Source organism: Micromonospora sp. NPDC050695, from assembly GCF_040654415.1.
Classification (GTDB): Bacteria; Actinomycetota; Actinomycetes; order Mycobacteriales; family Micromonosporaceae; genus Micromonospora.
This window is the reverse complement of the sequence record NZ_JBFAHZ010000026.1, coordinates 30,836-43,494: the sequence shown is the minus strand read 5'-3', so window position 1 is coordinate 43,494 and position 12,659 is coordinate 30,836. Positions and strand designations below refer to the sequence as shown.

At 70.5% G+C, this 12,659-nt stretch carries 12 protein-coding genes and 1 tRNA gene; 6 read left to right on the top strand and 7 right to left on the bottom strand.

What is annotated here, in order from left to right:
- Window positions 1-94: 94 nt before the first annotated feature.
- From AB0H52_RS20095 to AB0H52_RS20085, 3 genes are all read right to left on the bottom strand, one after another.
- Window positions 95-1,261, bottom strand: a complete 1,167-nt coding sequence (locus AB0H52_RS20095) for a branched-chain amino acid ABC transporter substrate-binding protein (RefSeq protein WP_357949188.1) — start codon at window positions 1,259-1,261, stop codon at window positions 95-97.
- A 208-nt stretch (window positions 1,262-1,469) separates the two neighbouring features.
- Complete coding sequence (locus AB0H52_RS20090; protein WP_357949185.1) at window positions 1,470-2,666, bottom strand: hypothetical protein; 1,197 nt, start codon at window positions 2,664-2,666, stop codon at window positions 1,470-1,472.
- Between the two features lie 51 nt (window positions 2,667-2,717).
- Window positions 2,718-3,341, bottom strand: coding sequence for a response regulator (locus tag AB0H52_RS20085; RefSeq protein WP_151491700.1), 624 nt, complete (start codon window positions 3,339-3,341; stop codon window positions 2,718-2,720).
- Between the two features lie 105 nt (window positions 3,342-3,446).
- Between AB0H52_RS20085 and AB0H52_RS20080 the strand changes: the two genes are divergently transcribed.
- Together AB0H52_RS20080 and AB0H52_RS20075 are read left to right on the top strand one after the other, a co-directional pair.
- Window positions 3,447-3,523: transfer RNA gene (locus AB0H52_RS20080), tRNA-Leu, on the top strand.
- A 444-nt stretch (window positions 3,524-3,967) separates the two neighbouring features.
- Window positions 3,968-4,246: a hypothetical protein gene (locus AB0H52_RS20075; RefSeq protein ID WP_192580398.1), complete on the top strand. Its 279-nt coding sequence runs from the start codon at window positions 3,968-3,970 to the stop codon at window positions 4,244-4,246.
- Here AB0H52_RS20075 and AB0H52_RS20070 read toward each other — a convergent pair whose 3' ends face one another.
- Window positions 4,247-5,425, bottom strand: a complete 1,179-nt coding sequence (locus tag AB0H52_RS20070; RefSeq protein WP_151491698.1) for an aminotransferase class I/II-fold pyridoxal phosphate-dependent enzyme — start codon at window positions 5,423-5,425, stop codon at window positions 4,247-4,249.
- An 83-nt stretch (window positions 5,426-5,508) separates the two neighbouring features.
- On the opposite strand from AB0H52_RS20070, the gene AB0H52_RS20065 reads away from it, so the two are divergent.
- A complete protein-coding gene (locus AB0H52_RS20065; protein ID WP_151491697.1) occupies window positions 5,509-5,988 on the top strand; it encodes an Lrp/AsnC family transcriptional regulator in 480 nt (159 codons plus the stop codon).
- A 12-nt stretch (window positions 5,989-6,000) separates the two neighbouring features.
- Entirely contained in the window at window positions 6,001-7,044 is a 1,044-nt protein-coding gene (locus tag AB0H52_RS20060; RefSeq protein ID WP_192580397.1) for an LLM class flavin-dependent oxidoreductase, read from the top strand.
- A gap of 200 nt (window positions 7,045-7,244) precedes the next feature.
- Here AB0H52_RS20060 and AB0H52_RS20055 read toward each other — a convergent pair whose 3' ends face one another.
- A complete protein-coding gene (locus tag AB0H52_RS20055) occupies window positions 7,245-9,491 on the bottom strand; it encodes a cellulose binding domain-containing protein (protein ID WP_357949181.1) in 2,247 nt (748 codons plus the stop codon).
- 178 nt (window positions 9,492-9,669) lie between these two features.
- On the opposite strand from AB0H52_RS20055, the gene AB0H52_RS20050 reads away from it, so the two are divergent.
- Window positions 9,670-10,128, top strand: coding sequence for a pyridoxal-dependent decarboxylase (locus AB0H52_RS20050; RefSeq protein WP_225854681.1), 459 nt, complete (start codon window positions 9,670-9,672; stop codon window positions 10,126-10,128).
- A gap of 35 nt (window positions 10,129-10,163) precedes the next feature.
- Here the strand turns inward: AB0H52_RS20050 and AB0H52_RS20045 are convergent, their stop codons facing one another.
- Entirely contained in the window at window positions 10,164-11,147 is a 984-nt protein-coding gene (locus AB0H52_RS20045; protein ID WP_151491695.1) for a sulfite exporter TauE/SafE family protein, read from the bottom strand.
- A 155-nt stretch (window positions 11,148-11,302) separates the two neighbouring features.
- Window positions 11,303-11,767 (bottom strand): Rrf2 family transcriptional regulator, encoded by a 465-nt coding sequence (locus tag AB0H52_RS20040; RefSeq protein WP_007462839.1) that lies wholly within the window; start codon window positions 11,765-11,767, stop codon window positions 11,303-11,305.
- Between the two features lie 222 nt (window positions 11,768-11,989).
- Between AB0H52_RS20040 and AB0H52_RS20035 the strand changes: the two genes are divergently transcribed.
- Complete coding sequence (locus AB0H52_RS20035; RefSeq protein ID WP_151491694.1) at window positions 11,990-12,658, top strand: YceI family protein; 669 nt, start codon at window positions 11,990-11,992, stop codon at window positions 12,656-12,658.
- Window position 12,659 lies beyond the last annotated feature (1 nt).

Genomic DNA, 12,659 nt, shown 5'->3' with positions numbered 1-12,659 from the left:
GTTGCGTTTAGCCGATGCGGCCGGAGTTGCACACCCCGGCCGCATCGAAACAACTCTGTTCGTCACGCCCTCAAACCTGTGACCCAGAAAGGGATCAGGCCTTCGGGATCTCCACATCAGGAGCCCACGCACCGGCGGTCGCCTTGAAGGCCCACACCTTGACCTGAGCCGGGTCCAGCTCGCCGTTCGGCTCCCACTTGTAGGTCACGCCCGAAGCGGAACCGGCCTTGTTGTAGGTGGAGAGGAAGGCCTGGATGTCGGCGCGGGTGGTCTTGCCAGCCTTGATCGCCTCAAGGTAGATGTTGGCCAGGTCGAACGACACGTCGGCGTACACGCCCGGGTCGACGCTGTACTTGGCCTTGAAGTCGGTCACGAAGGTGCCCTTGGCCGCGGTCGCCGGGCCACACGGGCAGGTGGCGATGGTGCCCTCGACGTCCTTCTGACCGGCCACCGACAGCATGTTGGCGTCGTTGATGCCGTCGCCACCGATGAACGTGCCGGTCCAGCCCGCAGCCCGCAGCTGCTTCAGGAACGGCGCCGCCTCCTCGGTGTAACCCGCGTAGAACAGCACCGTCGCGCCGCTGGTCTTCACCTTGGAGATCTGCGCACCGAACTCCTGCGCGTTGTCGACGACCTTGTCGGTGCCGATGACCGCCGTGCCGAGGACCTTCTTGGCCTCGTCGGCCAGACCCGCGCCGTACGCCGACTGGTCGTCGATGACGAACGCCTTGTCCGACTTCAGCACGTTCTTGATGTAGCTGGCGATCGCCGGGCCCTGGGAGAAGTCGTTACCCACACCCCGGTGGAAGACCTTCCAACCCTTCGTCGAGAGGCTCGGCCGCGTGGCCGACGGGCTGATGCTCGACAGACCCGCGGTGTCGAAGATCGGCAGCGCGACCTCGCTCTCACCGGAGAACGCCGGGCCGACAATGCCGACGATCTTCGTGTCGGCCACCGCGCTGGTCGCCAGACCACCGGCCAGGTCGGCCTTGCCCTGCGAGTCGAACGCCTGAACGGTGACCTTGCAGTCCGCGTTCTCCGCGTTGTACTTCTCCACGGCCAGGTCGGCACCCTGCTTCATCGGGGTGACCAGGCCGGCGTCGGCGCCGGAGAGCGCACCGAAGAAACCGATCTTGAGGTCGCACGCCTTGCTGGCGGAACCGTCCGACGTGCCCTCGTCCTTTTTACATGCGCTGGCGCCGCCGGCAATGAGCGCCGCGATGGCGACGCTGCCGAGGACGCGCACGAAGTTTTGCCTCAAGGCTGGAACCCTCCTCCGTCCAGAAGCCCGATGTCGCCTGGCGGAACGCCGAAGCGACAACGGACCGGACCGTTCACCCGGTCTGGGGCGGGACGTTATCCCAGAAGCACTACTGACCGTAAGGTGTCGTAGGCGGCATTGACTCAACCGTTACCAGACGCGGGGAATCTCGCGTTTAGATGTCACATCGGCACCTGTCGACAACCCGTCAGACGGCCCCCAAGGGCGCGAACCACACCCTCGCCGCCACTCCGTCGTCGAGTGTGATTACCAACCGGCCGTCCCAGATAGTGGTTGCCGCGGACGTGTCCCCAGCTGCGGCAACGTCCGCCGGCAGCGGCACCGACACCCACGACGAGCCACCCGCGGTGGACCGCCACAGCCGATGCCCGCCGGCCGCCACCGTCATCGCCAGCAGCCCGCCACCAGCGCCGGCGCCGGCGCCGGCCACCGACTCGACGGCGGCCACCGAGCCCGTGCCCGTCGCCCCGAAACGCCCCACGGCGCGCCACGTACCGGCACTCGACGCCGCGCCCGCCGGCTCCCGCACCCACGCCTGGAACCCGCTCCCCCGCACCCCCACGGCGTACACCGCCGACCCGACCCGGACGAGACGCTGCACGATCTCGTCGTCCCCGGTGGCCGGCAGCGCCAACCGGGTCCACGTCACGCCGGACCCGGAGAACCAGACGAACGGATCACGATCGGCCCGACCCGCCGGCCGCCCCCCACCACCGACCAACCAACCGCCCGGCACCGCCAGCGCGTCCGTGGCGAGCGTCGTCAGAGCCGCATCGCTGGCCAACTCCGCGGCACGATCAACCAGCTGGAAGTCGGTCGCATCCGGGGAACGCCACACCGCCGCACCACCCGTGCGGGCGCCCGCGATCAACCACCCGCCGGCGCCACCGGCGATGCGGCTGGCGCTCACCGCCTCCGGCCCGCCGTACAGCTCGAACTCCGCCGGCACCTCGGTCAGACCGCCGTCCGCGTCCTGCCGCCACGTCCGGACCCGCGGATTGCCGTGCGCGCCGCCCGCCCGCGCCCCGATGACCGCGACCCGGCCCTGGTGACAGCCGACGGCGTAGAGGATGGCCCGCTCACCGTAGTAACTGATCGGACGCAGCGGCAGCGACGCCCAGGCGCGGCCGTCCCCGCTGGCCCAGGCGGCCGGGCGGGTCGCGCCATCGGGTGCGGCCACCGCACCGACCACGTACCACCGACCCGCGCAGGCCGTCGCGTCACGCGCGACGAGCCGACCCGCGGACCCCGGCGGCACCGGCAGAACCGACGCCTCCCACCGCGGCCGGACCGGCTCCGGAGGACCCTCGTCCCGAGCGGCCCGACAGCCGCCGAGCAGCGTGGTCACCGCCCCCAACACCGCGATCACACGCCGGACCGACACGCATGTGATGCTATCGATCCGGACAACCCGACGCGGCCCCCGACGCGACGGTCAGACCGTCGGCTGCGACGTCACCTCACCGCCGGCGGTCTCCGCGAGGATCCGCTCGGCGACCTCCTTCATGGTCATCCGGTGGTCCATGGCCGTGCGCTGGATCCACTTGAACGCCTGCGGCTCGGTCATCCCGTACGTCGTCATCAGCGCGCCCTTGGCGCGCTCCACCGTCTTGCGGATCTCCAGGCGGTCGGTCAGGCTCGCGACCTCCGCCTCCAGGGCCGCGACCTCCGAGTAGCGCGACAGCGCGATCTCCACCGCCGGGACCAGGTCGCTCTTCTGGAAAGGCTTCACGAGGTACGCCATCGCGCCCGCGGCCCGCGCCCGCTCCACCAGGTCACGCTGGCTGAACGCGGTCAGGATGATCACCGGGGCGATCCGCGCGCCGGCGATCCGCTCGGCGGCGGCCAGCCCATCCATGATCGGCATCTTGATGTCGAGGATGACCAGATCCGGCTTCAGCTCCTCGGCGAGCCGGACGGCGGTCTCGCCGTCACCGGCCTCCCCCACGACCTCGTAGCCCTCCTCGACCAGCATCTCGGCGAGGTCCAGCCGGATCAGCGCCTCGTCCTCGGCGATCAGTACGCGCCTGCGCTCGGCATCCGTCGGCATCTCGGCCACCAGTCCTACCCCCACCAGTTCGAACCCGACACCCGCCCAGCCGGGTGTCGACGCCCTCAGCGTAGTAGGTAACCTATGGGAGGCCACCAGAGCATTCGGCCAAGCGTCCCCGTATTCCAACCGGCAGAGAAGCGGAGCTCAAACCTCCGACAGTGTGGGTTCGACTCCCACCGGGGGCACCAAAGGTGTCGTACGGCTGTTCCAAAATCATCATGTGCATCCACCTGAACTACGCATTCGTGCGCGGCAGCAGCACCTCGCCGGCAGTGCGGTCGCTGAGGTTGCGGGGCGTCTGAGACTTCCGTATCCGACGGTCAGGGCCTGGTGCAAGCACCAGGTCGAGCCGAGAAGGTCCGGCAGCGAACTCCGTTGCTGTCGCTGCCGGCCCGAGGTCAAGAATCAGACAGATCCGTCTGCATACCTCTACCTGCTCGGTCGCTACCTGGGCGACGGGCATCTCGTCACCTCCGCTCGGGTACCAGTGCTGCGCATCGCTTGCAGCGGTAGTTGGCCGGGCTTGATCGAGGCGTGCGACGCCAGCATGCGGCAGGTGCTCGCGGCGAAGGTCCAGCGCGTTCGTCTACGTTTCGGGGCAGGGGACCGATTCGTCGGGTCAGGGGCGGGTGATGTGGGCGCGGGTGAAGGGTCGGGCCGAGAACGCGATCATCGACCTGCTGCCCAACGGGTACGCGGCGCGGCCCGGGTTCATCCAGCCGACGTACGGGGCGGTGTCGAAAACCCGGTGGTACCGGCTCGGGTACGACCTCACGCGTCCGCTGTTCCCGGTGTTGCGGCGGCTGCTGCCGAACCAGGTCACCACGACCGACGGGATCGGTCGGGCGATGCTGCGGGTGGCCCGGGAGGGTTCGCCGACCCGGGTGCTGGGCAACCGCGAACTGCGCTGATCAGGCGATCGTGTCGAGGGCGCGGGCGAGGTCGGCGCGCAGGTCCTCGGGATCTTCGAGGCCGATCGAGAGGCGCAGCAGCGCGGCGGCGGGCTTCGCGTCGCCGTCGACCGGCCGGTGGGTGAGTGACGCGGGGTGCTGGATGAGGGTGTCCACGCCGCCGAGGGACACCGCGTGGGTGATCAGTTGACAGGCGCCGGCGACGGCGGCCGCGGCGCAGGCGCCGCCGCGTACCTCGAAGGCGAGCAGGCTGCCGGGTCCGGCCATCTGACGACCGACCAGCGCCGCCGGGTCGTGCACGGAGGGGTGGTGCACCCGGTGTACGGCGGGGTGGTCGGCGAGCCAGCCGGCGATCTTCTCGGCGGTGGCCTGCTGGGCGCGGACCCGTAGCGGCAGGGTCTGCAGGCCACGGTGCAGGAGGTAGCCGCCGAGTGGGTGCAGGATCGCGCCGGTGACGGCGCGGACCTGGCGCAGTTTCGTGGCCCAGTGGCTGTCGCAGGCGACGGCGCCGGCGAGGACGTCGCCGTGTCCGCCGATGCTCTTGGTGGCGCTGTGCAGGACGAGGGCGGCGCCGTGGCGGGCGGGTTGCTGGAGCACGGGCGTGGCGACGGTGTTGTCGACGAGCAGGGGGACGTCGCCGGCGGCGGTGGCGAGGGCGGCGATGTCGACGAGGTCGAGGGTGGGGTTGGCGGGCGTCTCGACGATGACCAGCGCGGTGTCGGGTCGCAGGGCGGCGGTGACCTGGTCGGGGTGTGCCCAGGTGACGGTGGTGCCGAGCAGCCCGGTGGCGAGGACGTGGTCGGTGCCGCCGTACAGGGGTCGGACGGCGACGACGTGTCGACGGCCGTCGCGGGTGGCGGCGAGCAGGGTGGCGGTGAGGGCGGCCATGCCGCTGGCGAAGGCGACGGCCTGGTCGGTGCCTTCGAGGTCGGCGAGGGCGGTTTCGAAGCGGGCGACGGTCGGGTTCCAGAGCCGCTGGTAGACGGCGCTGCCGTCGGCGGGGAGGGGGCCGCCGGTGGCGAGCAGCTCGTAGGAGGCGCCGCCGTCGTCGACCGAGGGCAGCGGGTTGGTGGTGGAGAAATCGATCGGTGGTACGTGTACGCCGAGGGCGCGCAGGTCGTCGCGGCCGGCGTGTACGGCTCGGGTGTCTACCGTCGTCATGCCGGTAGCGTCGAACATCCACCTGCCTGGAAGCAATGGATCGGTAGATGATTCTGCCAAGGACCCTGGCTTAGGCGTTTGATTCGGGCAAGGATGGCGGGATGCCCCCTGAGCCGAACGAAGTGCGACCGTATCCGCCCCTGGACGAGGTGGACCGCGCGATCCTGTCCGAGTTGGCCGCGGATGGCCGGCTGCCGAACAACGCCCTCGCCGAGCGGGTGGGGGTGGCGCCGTCGACGTGCCTGACCCGTACGCGGGCGCTACGCGAGCGGGGCGCGATCCGCGGTTTCCACGCCGAGGTGGATCCGGCCGCGCTGGGTCTGCCGTTGCAGGCGTTGGTGTCGGTGCGGTTGACCGCGCACGAGCGGGCGGCGGTGGACGCGTTCCGGGCCCGGTCGGTGCGGCTGCCGGGTGTGGTGTCGGTGTTCCACGTGGCCGGCGCGGAGGACTACGTGCTGCACGTGCGAGCGGCGTCCGGTGACGCGTTGCGCGACTTCGTGCTGGATCATCTCGCGGTGGATCCGGTGGTGCAGCACACCCAGACCAGCCTGATCTTCGAGCAGGCCCGCGGGATGGGCTGAGCGGAAAGAGGAATGAACTCCCAGGCCGGGGAGTTGGCACCACGTGTGATCACCGTACCGTTGTCTGTTCTTGATCTTGCTCCGGTCGCGAAGGGCGCCACCGCCGGCGCCGCGTTGCAGGCCACCACCGAGCTGGCCCGGCGTGCCGAGGAGTTGGGCTACCACCGGTTCTGGGTGGCCGAGCACCACAACATGCCGGCGATCGCCAGTTCCGCACCCGCCGTGCTGCTGGCGCACCTGGCCGCGAACACCTCGACGATCCGCCTCGGGTCGGGTGGGGTGATGCTGCCCAACCACGCGCCGCTGGTGGTGGCCGAGCAGTTCGGCACCCTGGAGGCGCTGCACCCGGGTCGGATCGACCTGGGCATCGGTCGGGCGCCGGGCACCGACCAGGTGACGGCACTGGCGTTGCGGCGGACGATGGAGGGCCTGTCGGCGGAGGGTTTCCCGCGCGAGCTGGCCGACCTGATGAACTACTTCAGCGGGGAGAAGCCGGGGCAGATCATCGCCACCCCGGGTCGCGGCGAGCAGCCGGCCGTGTGGCTGCTCGGGTCCAGCGGTTTCAGCGCGCAGCTCGCTGGCCTGCTCGGTCTGCCGTTCTCCTTCGCGCACCACTTCAGCTCGGCGAACACGTTGCCGGCGCTGGCGCTGTACCGGCAGAACTTCCGGCCCTCGCAGTGGCTGGACGAGCCGTACGCGATGGTGGCGGTCAACGCCGTCTGCGCGGACACCGACGAACGCGCCGAGTGGCTTGCCGGCCCTGCCGCCCTGTCGTTTTTGAAGCTGCGCTCCGGCCGGCCGGAGCCGCTGTCGACGCCCGACGAGGCGGCGGCGTACCCGTACACCGAGATCGAGCGGGAGTTCGTCGTGGCGCGCCGCGACGGTCAGGCGATGGGCTCGCCGGAGACGGTGCGCCGGCAGTTGACCGACTTGCAGGAGCGCACCGGCGCGGACGAGCTGATGCTGACCACGCTGGTGTACGACGTCGAGGACCGGGTGCGCTCGTACGAGTTGATCGCCGAACAGGTGGCGGGCGGCCTGCACCGGGACGCGTGAAACACGATCTTCACGTCAGCGTCACCCCCGCGACCCGGACGGTGCCTAACGTTAGTGCCGGTGGTGGTACGGCATTCCCGGTCGGGACGGGTCGGGGATGCCGCGGTGTGGCGCACCGGGCCGGAGCTGAGCGGATTCCGCGGCTGCGGCCCGGTGCCTGCCACCCTAGGCGACCCCGGTCGGGACCGCCAGGGGTCAGATCAACGTAGGTAGATGTTCGGGGTCGGCGGGTTCGCCATTCCGGCGCCGATGAAGAACCCCGGGTGCGGCGGCTGGTTGTAGGCCGTGTTCTGCCAGGCGACGGCCACCCGGTACTGCGGATCGTGCATCAGGGTGTGGATCCGGGTGCTGGTCGGGGTGGGTGTGCTGTAGACGCGCAACGCCCGGCTGTCGGTGGTCCGCCAGATCACCTCCTCACGCCAGTCCCCCACGATGTCGCCGGAGAGCGCCGGCGTGGACTTGGTGCCGTTGTTGGACGCCACCTGACTGCCGTCGAGCAGTCGGGTGTCGCCGCCGGTGCCGTACTTGTCGATCCTCGTGGCGTCCAGCAGTTCCCGCACCGGGTCGCCGTCCCACCAGGCGAGGAAGTTGGCCGACGACGGCTTGCGGCCGACGTTCTGCCCTCGGGTGTTGGCCAGCCCGGCGACCGCCGACGACCACGACTCCGCGCCGGGGCTACCCGACCAGATGTCCGCGGACACCCCGCGGCCGTTGTCGCCCGAGGCCGCGGTGGACCAGAGGATCTGACCGGTACGGGCGTCGGCGAACCAGGAGCTGGGTTTGCTGGCGTCCTCGTCGACCTTGAACACCTCCAGGCCGGCACGGCCCGGGTCGAGGTCACCGACGTGCAGGGCGTCGCCGTGCCCGTTGCCCGTCGAGTAGAGCAGCCGACCGTTGTCGTCGATGGTCGCGGCGCCGTACACGATCTCCTGGCGGCCGTCGGCGTCGACATCGGCGACGGAGAGCTGGTGGTTGCCCTGACCGGCGACGGCGCCGTTGCCGGAGGCGTTCGAGTCGAACATCCAGCGCTTGCGCAGCGTGCCGTCGCGGAAGTCCCAGGCCGCGATCACCGCGCGGGTGTAGTAGCCCCGGGCCATGATCAGTGACGGGCGCTGCCCGTCGAGGTACGCGGTGCCGGCGAGGAACCGGTCGACCCGGTTGCCGTACGAGTCGCCCCAGGACGAGACGGTGCCCCGTGGCGGGTCGTAGGTGACGGTGGAGGCGATCGCGCCGGTCTGGCCGTTGAACATGGTCAGGTACTCCGGGCCGGACAGCACGTAGCCGCTGGAGTTGCGGTAGTCGGCCGACGACGAGCCGATGACCTGGCCGGTGCCGGAGCGGGTGCCGTCGGCGGTCTTCATGGCCACCTCGGCGCGGCCGTCGCCGTCGTAGTCGTACACCTGGAACTGGGTGTAGTGCGCGCCGGCGCGGATGTTGCGGCCCAGGTCGATGCGCCACAACCGGGTGCCGGTGAGGGTGTACGCGTCGACGTAGACGTTGCCGGTGTAGCCGGACTGGGAGTTGTCCTTGGCGTTCGACGGATCCCACTTGAGCACGATCTCGTAGCTGCCGTCGCCGTTGAGGTCGCCGACGGAGGCGTCGTTGGCGCTGTAGGTGTAGCTCTCCCCGCTGGGGGTGCTGCCGCCGGCCGGGACCTGCAACGGCACGTCCAGGTAGCCGTTGCCGAACTGCAGGGCGGGCGCCGACGCCGCCTGCTCGGCGCCGTCCACCACGGCCCGCACGGTGTACGCCGAACCGGCCGCCGCGCCGCTGTCGAGATAATTGGTCGCCCCGGCGATCGGGCTGGAGTTGACCCTGGTCGAGCCCCGGTAGAGATTGAACGCCACCCCGGAGGTCTCGGTGCCGAGCAGCCGCCAGGAGACCAGGTTGCCGCTGCCGGAGCGGACGCTGACGAGGCCCCGGTCGAGGTTCTCCATCTGCATCCCGCTGCCGGTCGGCGGTGGTGTGGTCGGTGGCGGTGTGGTCGGCGGTGGTGTGGTCGGCGGTGGTGTGGTCGGGCCGTCGGTGGGTGGCGCGCCGGTGCAGGTGACGCCGTTGAGCGCGAAGCTGGTCGGCGCCGGATTGCTGCCGGTCCACGAGGCGTTGAAGCCGAACGCCGCGGTGCCGTTGGTCGCGATGGCGGCGTTGTAGTCGACGTTGCGCGCGGTGACCTGCGCGCCGGACTGGGTGACGGCCGCGCTCCACGCCTGCGTGACCTGCTGCCCCGCGGCGTACGACCAGGTCAGCGCCCAGCCGTTGAGTGAGTCGCCGAGGTTGGTGACGGTGACGTTGGCGCCGAAGCCGCCCTGCCACTGGTTGGTGACCTGATAGTCGACACGACAGCCGGCGGCGGCGGCCGAGGCGACGACCGCGCCGACGGTGCCGGCCACGACGGCTGCCGCCGTCGAGGCGGCGAGCACGATCAGCCGTTGTCTGGACGGGTGCATGAACTGCCTCCGGGGATCCGGTGACGACCGCTGCTGTCCAACCGGCCCTGCCCGGGAAGCACGGTGGACCCTCCCGTCGCGACGGCGACGGACGGCGGTCTGATCGGGGGTGAACGCCCTGGAACTCACGGATCCGACTCAAGCCGCATCGTAGGGCAAGCGCTTTCCGGTCCGCAACATCGACGACCGTTACTGCCTTCCCGGCGTCGACCCGCCGCCGGAGATCGGGGCGATCTGCACCGAGTACGGCATCTGGCTGCACATCGACGCCGCGTACGCCGGCTCCGCGGCCGTCTGCCCCGAATTGCGCTGGTCATACGCCGGCCTGGAGTACGCCGATTCGTACTGCGTCGACCCGCACAAGTGGCTGCCCACCGGCTTCGACTGCGACGCCTTCTGGTTGGCCGTGCGGCGGGACGGCTGTTCGCCAGCGGCACCGCCTTGCCGATCATGGAGTTGTGGTGGGCAACAAAAACCCCGTAAGTCTACAAGTCGGGCACCACAACTCCATGATCGGCGACCCACACTCCCCCCACTCCGCGATCTTGCGCTTTCTGTCCCGACACAAGGGGCATTCCTGCCCAGGTCGACATCCGAAGGCGCAAGATCGGCGCGGGTCGGCTGCTCAAGCAGGTGACCAGGTCGGGTTGGGACGGGGCAGGACCGGGGGGGTCAGCGTGGGTGTCGCGTACCCGAGATGGCCAGATCGGCCGCGCTCGCGTCGGCGGGCGCAGCATCCGTTGCGCCGGCGGGGGTGCCAGGGGAAGCGCTCGCGGCCTCGGCGGCCAGGGCACGGGCCCGGCGGGTTCTCCGCAGCGCTCGCACAGCCAGCACCAGCGCGGCCAGCCAGCCGGCGGCCAGCAGGGCGTACAGCGTCGGGCGGACCGGGCCGTCCAGCTCGGCGGACCGGATCAGGGTGCGGGCGTTGGTCAGCACGATCACGCCGCCGACCGCCGCGCCGAGCAGTTGGGCCGGCACGATGCGCACCAGCCAGGCGGCCAGCGGGGCGGCGATGAGCCCGCCGATGAGCAGCGCGGCGACGGTGGGCAGCAGGAACCCTTCGGTGCCGAGCCCGATCAGGAAGCCGACGCTGGCGGCGCCGGCGACCACGAACTCGGCGGTGTCCACCGAGCCGATCACCTTGCGCGGCTCCAGGCGGCCGGACACCAGCAGGGCCGGGGTGGCGACCGGACCCCAGCCTCCGCCGCCGGTGGCGTCGACGAAGCCGGCGACCAGGCCGAGCGGGCCGAGGAAACGGCCACGTAGCCGCCCGCCGATCCGATCGGTGCGCAGGGGGCGGGCGAAACGGACCAGCAGGTACGCCCCGAGGGTGAAGAGGATGCCGGCCATCCACGGCGCGGCCGACTCGGTGGAGATGGAGCTGAGCAGGGTGGCGCCGACGAACGCGCCGATGGCACCGGGCAGCGCGATGCGGGTCACCACCCGCCAGTCGACATTGCCGAACCGCCAGTGGGCCACCCCGGCGGCGAGCGTGGTGCCGATCTCGGCCAGGTGCACCGAGGCCGAGGCGGCGGCCGGGGCGACACCGGCGACCAGCAGCAGGGTGGACGAGGTCAGCCCATACGCCATGCCGAGCGAACCGTCGACCAGCTGCGCGACGAGCCCGACCAGAGCGAGGACCAGCAGCTTGCGCACGAGCGCCCCCTGACTTTTCGGCATCTCCTATCGACTTGGTCGACAATGCGGCACCGGACTGCCAGGGTCAAGCCCCCGATCGGTGGATGGGACGCCAGCCGCCGACCCAGGCCGAAACGCGGACGCAGGCCGAAACGCGGCGGCGAGGTGCCGGGTCAGATCCAGGCGCGCGGGTCGGCGGCCAGCTCGGTGACCCGCGCGGGCAGCGTGCCCGCAGCCACGTCGGCGACGCTGACCAACTCCAGGATCTCCCGCTCGCTGGCCCGCAGGGCGATCCAGACCTCCTGCAGCGCACGGGCCGGGCCGTGGTAGCCGAGTTGCTCCGGGCGCTGTCCGCGTACGTGGGCGAGCGGGCCGTCGATCACGCGAATCACCTCGGCGAGGGAGATCTCCTCGGCCGGGCGGGCGAGCCAGTAGCCGCCCTCCGGGCCGCGCTGGGCGTGCACGATGCCGCCCCGGCGCAGCTGCAACAGGATGCTCTCCAGGAACTTCGGCGGGATCTCCTGGGCTCGGGCGATCTGGTCGGCCGTGACCGGCCGTCCGCGCCCGGGGCCGCTGGCCGTCGCGGCGAGTTCCGCGGCCGCGCGGAGGGCGTAGTCGACCCGGGCGGAAAGGCGCATGTCGGCAAGGTTAGCCCGGTGACCATCCGGCCGTACGGGCGGCCCTCAGCCGATCATCAACGTCGCCGGTGAGGTGCGTCATGATCCACCGTCGGGTGGGGCCCGAAGTGCCTCGGCCAAGCGTCCTTATGCTGGGCGGGGAGTACGACTGTCTGACCCTTTGGGCGGCCTCCAGAAACATATTGATAAACACCCGGATCAGCTCGGGGGGAAGGCAACACGATGACCGATGTCGCCACACGCATCTGGGATGGCATGACCATCCCGGTCGCCGGCACCTATCGTCTCGATCAGGCGCACAAGCGGATCGGTTTCCTGTCCCGGCACATGATGGTGAGCCCGGTGCGCGGCGAGTTCGCCGAGGCATCCGCGCAGGTCTTCGTGGCGGAGGATCCGCTGCTCTCGTCCGTGACCGCGACCATCGAGACGGCGAGCATCACCACCGGCAGCCTCGACCGGGACACGCACCTGAAGAGTGCCGACTTCCTCGATGTGGAGCGCTACCCCACCCTCGAATATCGAAGCACGGGCATCGAATGGAAGGGCAACGAGGACCCCATCTTCCAATGGGCGCGGTTGCGTAACCACCGGCTCGGCGGACGAGGCAGAAGTCACATTTCCCCGCCGCAGTCGGACTCGGCGCCGGGACGATTCGTCCTCACCGGCGAGTTGACCGTGAAGGGAATCACCCGGGCCGTCGACCTGCAGGTGAATTTCGGTGGCGCTCGTCAGGATCCGTACGGGCAGAACATCTTCGGTTTCAGCGCGACGGCCGAAATCAACCGCGAGGACTACGGTCTGCTGTGGAATGTCGTCCTGGAGAGCGGTGGGGTGCTGGTCGGCAAAACCGTGCAGATCGAGATCGCCGGCGAGGCCATCCACCAGCCCTGAT